The 8,725-nt window shown below is 37.0% G+C and carries 16 protein-coding genes and 1 pseudogene; 16 read left to right on the top strand and 1 reads right to left on the bottom strand.

All coding sequences use genetic code 11. The features are described 5' to 3' along the window. From GMD1S_RS05925 to GMD1S_RS05880, 10 genes are all read left to right on the top strand, one after another. A partial coding sequence (locus tag GMD1S_RS05925) for an SSURE domain-containing protein (RefSeq protein ID WP_000303824.1) occupies positions 1 to 843 on the top strand: 843 nt, incomplete at its 5' end. 80 nt (positions 844 to 923) lie between these two features. After that, positions 924 to 1,622: a response regulator transcription factor gene (locus tag GMD1S_RS05920; protein ID WP_000751224.1), complete on the top strand. Its 699-nt coding sequence runs from the start codon at positions 924 to 926 to the stop codon at positions 1,620 to 1,622. Then, a complete protein-coding gene (locus GMD1S_RS05915; protein ID WP_000769387.1) occupies positions 1,619 to 2,653 on the top strand; it encodes a sensor histidine kinase in 1,035 nt (344 codons plus the stop codon). Before GMD1S_RS05920 ends, GMD1S_RS05915 begins: the two co-directional genes overlap by 4 nt. 201 nt (positions 2,654 to 2,854) lie before the next feature. Further along, positions 2,855 to 3,466, top strand: a complete 612-nt coding sequence (gene rpsD / locus GMD1S_RS05910; protein WP_000092756.1) for a 30S ribosomal protein S4 — start codon at positions 2,855 to 2,857, stop codon at positions 3,464 to 3,466. Positions 3,467 to 4,083: 617 nt separating this feature from the next. Then, complete coding sequence (locus GMD1S_RS05905) at positions 4,084 to 4,266, top strand: hypothetical protein (RefSeq protein WP_000780387.1); 183 nt, start codon at positions 4,084 to 4,086, stop codon at positions 4,264 to 4,266. Between the two features lie 75 nt (positions 4,267 to 4,341). Continuing rightward, the gene (locus GMD1S_RS05900) at positions 4,342 to 4,557 is read left to right on the top strand and encodes a hypothetical protein (RefSeq protein WP_000043341.1); all 216 of its coding nucleotides are present in this window, start codon (positions 4,342 to 4,344) and stop codon (positions 4,555 to 4,557) included. A 72-nt stretch (positions 4,558 to 4,629) separates the two neighbouring features. After that, on the top strand, positions 4,630 to 4,857 hold the full coding sequence (locus GMD1S_RS05895; protein WP_009013763.1) for a hypothetical protein: 228 nt from the start codon (positions 4,630 to 4,632) through the stop codon (positions 4,855 to 4,857). A 113-nt stretch (positions 4,858 to 4,970) separates the two neighbouring features. After that, complete coding sequence (locus GMD1S_RS05890) at positions 4,971 to 5,258, top strand: hypothetical protein (protein WP_000542381.1); 288 nt, start codon at positions 4,971 to 4,973, stop codon at positions 5,256 to 5,258. After that, positions 5,259 to 5,450, top strand: coding sequence for a hypothetical protein (locus GMD1S_RS05885; protein WP_000177340.1), 192 nt, complete (start codon positions 5,259 to 5,261; stop codon positions 5,448 to 5,450). A 66-nt stretch (positions 5,451 to 5,516) separates the two neighbouring features. Continuing rightward, positions 5,517 to 5,729, top strand: a complete 213-nt coding sequence (locus GMD1S_RS05880) for a hypothetical protein (protein ID WP_000710706.1) — start codon at positions 5,517 to 5,519, stop codon at positions 5,727 to 5,729. Between the two features lie 286 nt (positions 5,730 to 6,015). Here the strand turns inward: GMD1S_RS05880 and GMD1S_RS12710 are convergent, their stop codons facing one another. Beyond that, entirely contained in the window at positions 6,016 to 6,201 is a 186-nt protein-coding gene (locus GMD1S_RS12710) for a hypothetical protein (RefSeq protein ID WP_009013804.1), read from the bottom strand. Positions 6,202 to 6,229: 28 nt separating this feature from the next. On the opposite strand from GMD1S_RS12710, the gene GMD1S_RS05875 reads away from it, so the two are divergent. The 6 genes and pseudogenes from GMD1S_RS05875 to GMD1S_RS05855 form a co-directional block, all read left to right on the top strand. Then, entirely contained in the window at positions 6,230 to 6,844 is a 615-nt protein-coding gene (locus GMD1S_RS05875; RefSeq protein WP_000250556.1) for a CadD family cadmium resistance transporter, read from the top strand. A gap of 11 nt (positions 6,845 to 6,855) precedes the next feature. Beyond that, positions 6,856 to 7,194, top strand: a complete 339-nt coding sequence (gene cadX / locus GMD1S_RS05870) for a Cd(II)/Zn(II)-sensing metalloregulatory transcriptional regulator CadX (protein ID WP_000711083.1) — start codon at positions 6,856 to 6,858, stop codon at positions 7,192 to 7,194. Positions 7,195 to 7,592: 398 nt separating this feature from the next. Next, positions 7,593 to 7,838 (top strand): annotated as a pseudogene (locus tag GMD1S_RS11735) (TMEM175 family protein); the annotation flags it as partial. Further along, positions 7,820 to 8,161: a hypothetical protein gene (locus GMD1S_RS05865; protein ID WP_000397556.1), complete on the top strand. Its 342-nt coding sequence runs from the start codon at positions 7,820 to 7,822 to the stop codon at positions 8,159 to 8,161. The pseudogene GMD1S_RS11735 and the gene GMD1S_RS05865, both read left to right, overlap by 19 nt. A 13-nt stretch (positions 8,162 to 8,174) precedes the next feature. Then, on the top strand, positions 8,175 to 8,498 hold the full coding sequence (locus GMD1S_RS05860; protein ID WP_001253404.1) for a potassium channel family protein: 324 nt from the start codon (positions 8,175 to 8,177) through the stop codon (positions 8,496 to 8,498). Then, on the top strand, positions 8,495 to 8,725 hold a 231-nt coding region (locus tag GMD1S_RS05855; RefSeq protein WP_000126414.1), incomplete at its 3' end, for a DUF389 domain-containing protein. The genes GMD1S_RS05860 and GMD1S_RS05855, both read left to right, overlap by 4 nt.

The raw sequence follows: 8,725 nt of genomic DNA, 5'->3' as shown, positions 1-8,725 counted from the left end.
CAAAGCTATAAAGCTACTATCAAGGTGTACGGTGCGAAAGACGGCAAGCCTGACTTGACTAATCTGGTAGCGACTAAAGATTTGACTGTTAATTTGAATGGTTTGACCACACCAAATCAGGTTAAAGAGTCTGTTGTTAACAATGTCAAAGACATGATTGATGTTCCAGCTAGCTACCTTGATAAGGCTAAGGTTCCTGGACCTTTCTTGGCTGGTGTCAACCAAGTTATTCCGTATGAAGCTTTTGGTGGAGATGGTATGTTGACTCGCCTCTTGTTAAAAGCTTCAGACAAAGCTCCATGGTCAGACAACGGAACAGCTAAAAATCCTGCCCTATTGCCACTTGAAGGCTTGGCTAAAGGTCAATATTTCTACGAAGTGGATTTGAATGGCAATACGGTTGGCAAAGATGGTCAGGCCTTGCTGGATCAACTTCGAGCTAACGGAACCCATACATATCTAGCTACTGTTAAAGTCTATGGATCTAAAGATGGCAAACCTGATTTGACCAATCTGATTGCTACTCGTCAAGTAACGATTCAGCTTCGTGGAAAAGAAATGGCGACAATACCATCTCAACAAGGTCAGATGAATACGAAGCCTTCTGAAACAGGCTCTACAGGTACGACTAAGGGTATGATGGGTACAAATCACCATATGTCAGATATGAAAGTAGATCAACCAGCTTCTAGCCCAATGGCTAATATGATGAAAAAAGATGATAAAGCGATGTTACCAAATACTGGGGAAGCTCAAACAGCTACAGCTGGCCTTGGTATAGTTGGTCTAGCCTTGGCAGGGCTTGTTGGACTTTTGGGTTTGACAACCAAACGAGAAGATTAAGATTCAAATCACTTAAACATTAGAGAAAATAGTGTTATACTAAAGCAAGTATAACACTGTTTTTATCGAAGGAGTGTCAGATGAAAAAGACAATTTTGCTGGTTGATGATGAAATAGATATTCTAGATATTCAAAACCGCTATCTTATACAGGCAGGTTACGATGTTTTGGTCGCCCATGATGGTAAGGAGGGATTAGAGCTTTTCAGAAAAAAATCTATCGACCTCATTATCACAGATATCATGATGCCCAATATGGACGGGTATGATTTTATCAGTGAAGTTCAGTATATCGCTCCGGATCAACCCTTCCTCTTTACAACTGCTAAGACAAGCGAACAGGATAAGATTTATGGATTAAGTTTGGGGGCAGATGATTTTATAGTCAAACCCTTTAGCCCACGCGAATTGGTTTTAAGAGTGAATAATATCTTGCGTCGCCTTAGCCGTGGAGGAGAGACAGAACAGATCGAGTTTGGTGACTTGGTAATCAACCATGTGACTCATGAGGTTCGCATTGGGGAGCAACCTTTGGAATTGACAGTAAAATCCTTTGAACTTCTATGGATATTAGCCAGCAATCCCGAGAGAGTCTTTTCAAAGACGGAACTTTACGAGAAGGTATGGCAAGAGGACTATGTAGATGATACCAATACACTCAATGTTCATATCCATGCTTTGAGGCAAGAGTTGACCAAGTATACAAATTCAAATGCTCCTGCTATCAAAACTGTCTGGGGTTTGGGTTATAAGATGGAAAGACCAAGAGGTAGAACATGAAATTAAAAAACTATATTTTAGTGGGGTATCTAGTGTCGACTCTACTAACGATTTTGGTCGTTTTCTGGGCAGTCCAACGGATGTTGATCGAGAAAAGTGAAGTTTACTTTCTCGTTGGAATGACCTTGATTGCTAGTTTCATTGGCGCTGCAGTGAGCATCTTTCTTTTGTCGCCAGTGTTCTCTTCTCTGAAACATTTGAAAAAACAAGCTCAGGATATAGCAAGCAAGGATTTCAGCACAGAAATTGAAACCAAGGGACCATTAGAATTTCAAGAGCTGGGCCAGGCTTTTAATGACATGTCCCACAATTTGCAAGCCACCTTTCAATCACTTGATGAGAGCGAGCAAGAAAAGAGAATGATGATTGCGCAGCTCTCTCACGATATTAAAACTCCCATTACCTCCATTCAGGTTACTGTGGAGGGAATTCTAGATGGAGTGATTAAGGAAGAGGAGCGACTCCACTACTTAGCCACGATTGGTCGGCAAACCGAGCGTCTAAACAAGCTAGTGGAGGAATTGGATGTTCTGACTCTTAACACCCAACCTCAAGATACTGCTGATGAAGAAGTCGAAGAGGTCTTTTTAGATCAGCTGTTGATTGAGTCAATGAGTGAATTTCAACTCCAGATTGAACAAGAGGAGCGAGATGTTTACATTCAAGTATCACCTGAGTCGGCGAAAATCAAGAGCCATTCTGACAAACTTTCTCGCATTCTAGTCAATTTGTTAAACAATGCCTTTAAATATTCAGAACCAGGAACCAGAATCGAGGTTCTTGCCCAATTAACAGAACAAGAGCTGAGAATCAGTGTGAAAGACGAGGGTCAGGGAATCCTTCCTGAGGATTTGGAAAAGATCTTTAAACGACTTTATCGTGTAGAAACTTCGCGCAATATGAAGACAGGTGGACATGGATTAGGACTTGCGATTGCACGCGAACTAGCCCATCAGCTTGGTGGCGAAATCACAGCAGAAAGTCAATATGGCTTAGGAAGCAAGTTTACATTCAGCCTCAATTTGAAATAAAGCTGTAAAATCCCTTTACATATCTAGCTTTTCATGGTATAATAGCCTTTGTGTGAAATAGCAGCAGGAAAGCATGAAGCTCGTCAACAGGTGTCTTATGACAAGTAACCTTGGCTGTTTAGGCGAAGGGCATCTGCACGAATCAGGGCTTTCTAAGTGACTATTTCCGCCAAATATTATTTATATCAGGAGGACATACATATGTCACGTTATACAGGACCATCTTGGAAACAAGCTCGTCGCCTTGGCCTTTCACTTACAGGTACAGGTAAAGAATTGGCACGTCGTAACTACGTACCAGGACAACACGGACCAAACAACCGTTCTAAATTGTCAGAATACGGTTTGCAATTGGCTGAAAAACAAAAACTTCGTTTCACTTACGGTGTAGGTGAAAAACAATTCCGTAACTTGTTCGTACAAGCTACAAAAATCAAAGGCGGAATCCTAGGTTTCAACTTCATGCTTCTTTTGGAACGTCGTTTGGATAACGTTGTTTACCGTCTTGGTCTTGCGACTACTCGTCGTCAAGCTCGTCAATTCGTAAACCACGGTCACATCCTTGTTGACGGAAAACGCGTTGATATCCCATCATACCGTGTAACTCCAGGTCAAGTAATCTCAGTTCGTGAAAAATCATTGAAAGTTCCAGCAATCCTTGAAGCAGTAGAAGCTACTCTTGGACGTCCAGCATTCGTATCATTCGATGCTGAAAAATTGGAAGGTTCATTGACTCGCTTGCCAGAACGCGACGAAATCAACCCAGAAATCAACGAAGCACTTGTCGTTGAATTCTACAACAAGATGCTTTAATTTTAAGAAATATCTTACAGAAAGCCTACAACAGTGGGCTTTTTGCTTTGTCTTAAAAGGTTGATTTCTGGGTTTGCTTAGATATTTGCTAGATTGATTTCATTGCTGCTTCAAAGAATGAGACGGCTTTTTTTGCGTTCTCTTTTGAGAGGTAAAAAGAAGCGTGACCCTCCCACAGCTATAGAGCTTTTAGGCGGGAAAACCACACTTCTTTCTTGAATTAATTTTACATCATTTTGACTTAAAAAACAAATAGAGGCGTCCCACCTCCTACCGCAGAAAGATCTGTTTCAAGGGGAGATGGAAAACCTCTATTCGTTAATTTAATTATAGCCTAAAAAACTTTTAAATACAAGGCTATTGAGATAGTAAGGGGGAAAAAAGAAGTAACCATCATTCCGACCACATAGTAGACAGGGGGGAACAAGATTACTTCCTTTATTTACTTAAGTATACAACATTTTTACAAGAAAGCAAAGTAGCAGGTTAGTCTAATGGGGTGCTTGTTGTACTTTAGCAAGTAAGGTGTGCTATAATGCTTTTAACAGGAACTAAAAGCCATTAGTAAATAACTAATATTGGGTCATATTGTTCCGATGTTAGAGAGAAGGAACTTAATGAAATTATGGGAATATGTTGATAAAAATGTTCGCCTTATTTTAGAAGATGGGACCTCCATCAAGGGTAGGGTGGTTGATTGGTTTGACGGTTATGATTTAGATGGTCCTGACGAAATAGTTATAGGTGATCGCTCATATCCTGAAGATATTATCAAGAAAATCAAAATTATTAGTGCTTAGTTCAACCTAGGCGATTTTATCGACTAACTATAAAAAGTATAAGAACTATCGAAAAAATAGCAGAGAGGAAAATAAATGAGTAAACAGCTTTGGAAGTATCTTCGATCAAGGGTTCAGATAGTCACTAATTGCGATAAGATAATCAAGGGACGTGTCATAGACTTTGTTGACGAAATGGACAATGATGAGCAAGATGAAATCACTATTCTCATTGCTAATCCTAGTCCAGATGAAGCTACTGAAATTTCTCTCTTTGAGAGTGAGATTGTCTCGATTAAAACAATCTCATAGGACTTAGAACAATCTAGGTGCTTTTACCTGCCTTATTTGAAAGAAAACACTATGGAAAAGGATTTAGTTTATATGGCAATATTAGATGATTTACAAGAGTTATATGACAATGGTTGGGATGCCTCTTTTGATTATAATGGTCAAGTATGTGGGATTTTTCCTAATTCTGTTCATGATATTGTAGTGGTGATTGGAGATAAGGAATACCAGGTATCATCATTCATTGATCTGATTTCTCTAAAAATTGACGATAACACTTTAGTAGAAATTATGGATGGAATTGAAGTGCAGTATTATTAAAATAAAAATCATCTTTGATGAATGAACTGCACCCCAAAAATTAGATTTTGTCTGTTAAATTTTTGGAACGTAGCTCAATATGCTACAACGTTCTTATTAGGAGGGGAAGGGTAATGGGTTATAGTCAACAAGTATTAGACATGCTCCAGCAAACAGTCAGTGGTCAGATTGATAATTTTTGGGATTTTTCCTTTACGTTTAACGCTCTTTTTGGAGAAGATGCGGAATTTTCCGAGGCTTGGGATAATGAAAACTCTGAAATGTTTGACGCTCTCAATGACTTTGAGTTGATGATATTTTTAGAGGAACATGATCCAAGCGACAAACAAGGTTTTATCGATTTCTTAACACCTTACTACGAAAAAGCAAAGCAATTAGCCAATATTGAAAGGAATATTTAAATGACACTCTGGAAATTTAACCGTACAGATGTAATTATCACGTTAAAAAATGGCGCGGTAGTTAGAGGATTTGTAGAAGACTATTGTGACGCCTCTGACAATGACGAGGAGATTGACTCCTTGCTGGTAGATGTTGATGGAACTCTTTATGAATATTTTGAAGATGAAATCGTCAGCATCATAGAAAGCTAGTAGTGGGAATAGAATCTAAGGAAAAAATCTTGTTTGTTGAGATTGTTTTAGTTGGGATGGTCCTATATGAAAAAGGATGAAATTAAAAAATATTTAGACAAAGATCTTGAATTTAATTATAATAGCCGAGGTGCTTGCTTTTTATCGAGTATATGTGTAGTTGGTTATGATTATGAAGGTCAGCAGTTTGATACAATTGATGAAGCTATGGAAGCTAAAGTATTTGACGGGAAAAGCTTAGTAGATATATGGGATGAAGTTTTTCCACAAGTTTTTTAAAATGAAAAGCACCTTTGATGAACTGCACCCCAAAAGTTAGATTTTTTCTGTCTAACTTTTGGGGTGCAGTTCAAATGTATGAGATATTTTTAGTTTTGATTTAATTTCGATATTTTTCCGGAAAATACTTATTTTTCGGAAAGTCAAGATTTTGTTATTATTTATGATATACTGGTACCGTAATTATATCCTTACAGAGGTTAAGTAAGGGTTTCAGTACACGTCAATAGATGTCAAAATATTGATTTTAAGCGATTTTTGATTTTTGGAAACTCATTATATCGCACTACAAATCAATAAAAACTCTACCTTTTACTCTACCTTTTTTAGATAAATATATCATCTGGATATTGAAGTTAAGCCCTGCTATCATTTCGATGGCAGGGCTTTTTAATGTTTGGGACACTACCTTCTTATCTATATTTTGATGGAGCTGAAGTTGACATCTACAAAGTTTAATGTTAAAATACATTCAAAAATATATTTGAATGAGGTGCTTTATGGTTCAAAATGTTGTTACTTCAATAATCCTGTATTCTGGGACAGCCGTAGACTTACTTATTATCCTAATGTTATTTTTTGCCAAAAGAAAAAGCAGAAAAGACATCATTAACATCTATTTAGGACAATTTCTAGGCTCTGTTAGTCTAATATTGCTAAGTTTACTTTTTGCATTTGTCTTAAATTATATTCCTAGTAAAGAGATTTTAGGTTTGCTCGGTTTGATTCCAATTTTCCTAGGACTCAAAGTTTTGCTTTTAGGAGATTCTGATGGAGAAGCTATTGCAAAAGATGGTTTGCGCAAAGATAATAAAAACCTGATTTTTCTAGTCGCTATGATTACTTTTGCAAGTTGTGGTGCTGACAATATTGGTGTTTTTGTCCCATATTTTATTACCTTAAATTTAGCGAATTTGATAGTGGCTTTACTTACCTTTCTAGTCATGATTTATCTCTTGGTTTTTTCTGCCCAAAAATTGGCACAAGTCCCTTCTGTTGGAGAAACTTTGGAAAAATATAGCAGATGGTTTATTGCCGTTGTTTATTTAGGACTGGGGATGTATATCCTGATTGAAAACAACAGCTTTAACATGCTAAGGACTGTGTTCGGCTAGGAGAAAAAATTATGAAAAAAGATAGTATCTGCCAAGTGAATATTATAAATCAGCAAAATGTTACAACCGCAACGAACTACCTTGAAAAGGAAAAAGTCCAAAAATCACTTCGTATTTTATCAAAGTTTACCGATAATAAACAGATAAATATCATCTTTTATCTCCTTGCTGTTGAAGAACTCTGTGTCTGTGATATAGCCTGTTTACTAAATCTCAGTATGGCATCTGCCTCCCACCATCTTCGTAAACTAGCCAATCAAAACATCTTGGATACTAGAAGAGAGGGGAAAATTATATATTATTTTATAAAAGATGAGGAAATCAAAGACTTTTTTAATCAACTAGGATAACAACTATTTTTACTACTTTATCATGATTATATATAGGACTTATCTATGAAATTTTTTGATAAAAATTACTCACATGAAAGACTACTCGTAGCAAATCTTTAAGAAAAAAGTATAATTTAAAGCAAAGCGACCTAGGTAATGCAGGTCAAGTTAGCCAAGTTTAAAAGGGAGAAATCTGAAAGAAAATGTATCTTTGATAGTAGTCATTTATTGTGAAATATGATATATTTATTGATTAGATGGATGAATATTTCTAAAGTTAAATAAAATATGACAGATACATGCTTTTTAGTGTATCTTGTTTGTACTCAAAATATGAAGTGACTATCCAATATTTAAGATTAATAAATATTATACGATGAGATAGAATACTACAAAATGAAAGGCAACGTAATCTGATGAAGAAAGATAGATTAATTGCATTGACAGATGCTGTTCTAGCAATTATTATGACCATTTTGATTTTAGAGTTAGAAAAACCAACGACACCAAGTCTTCAAGCTTTTTGGGATTTACGGCAAAATTTCTTTGCTTATTTTCTTTCCTTTTTCTGGTTGGGATCGTTATGGATGGCACTAAACACATTATGGGAAAAGGTTGAGAAAATTTCCTCAGAAATTATTTGGTGGAATTTGTTTCTACTCTTGGAGCGGCAGGAGTTCTCTTTGGAGAATTTCATGCCATCCAAGATACCAGTCTGAATGATGTGGTGGACCGGATCTATATAAATGTCAAGGATTTACCGTTTCAGTCCTTGGGAGCTTTAGCTAATATCCTGTCTGATGTTAAGAAGGGACTGATTCAAGACAGTCATATCTGGTCTTTCTTCCAGTCATTTTTCAAACAATATCAGTTGATAATCAGCTTAAATCAGATCTATCAGTTTGTCTATCTTTCTCTGATGGAGATCATGTCCTATCTTCACTTTGATTATTGGAAAAAACGGCTCGGTCAGGAGCTAGTATGAATAAGGAGAACAAATGAGACGTTTAAAAATGTTATGGCATATTATACAGGTTACGGGTTTTACTCGGTTTGCTCTGAGTTTTGTGACCTTTGTTTTTGGGTCAGGAGGCGTGCTTTTCCTAGTTGAACCTGCTATCACAAATTACGGAGACGGTCTTTGGTATGCTTTTGTGACTTCGACGACTGTCGGCTACGGGGATCTCCTAGCTGTGACCTTGATTGGAAGGATTACCAGTGTCTTCTTGACGATTTATGGGCTCATATTTTTTGGCTGTTTATCAGCTGTTATTATTAATTATTATACCGATTTAAATAAGGAAAGAGGAGAGGACAAATGACTGCCAATTATTCAACACGGGAATACCGTGAGAAATTATACGATGACCTTCATGTTCGATTGAGAGATACAGCGATTTTGATGTGTGCAATTTTTATTGCCTCTATCGGTCTAAATATGAATTCAACAGCTGTTATTATTGGAGCCATGTTAATTTCACCTCTCATGACACCGATTGTTGGACTGGGATTCGGTTTAGCTATTTTTGATACGCGTTTAATCAAGCAA

Source organism: Streptococcus sp. GMD1S, from assembly GCF_000296875.1.
GTDB lineage: Bacteria > Bacillota > Bacilli > Lactobacillales > Streptococcaceae > Streptococcus.
This window is presented reverse-complemented; position numbering and strand designations above follow the sequence as displayed.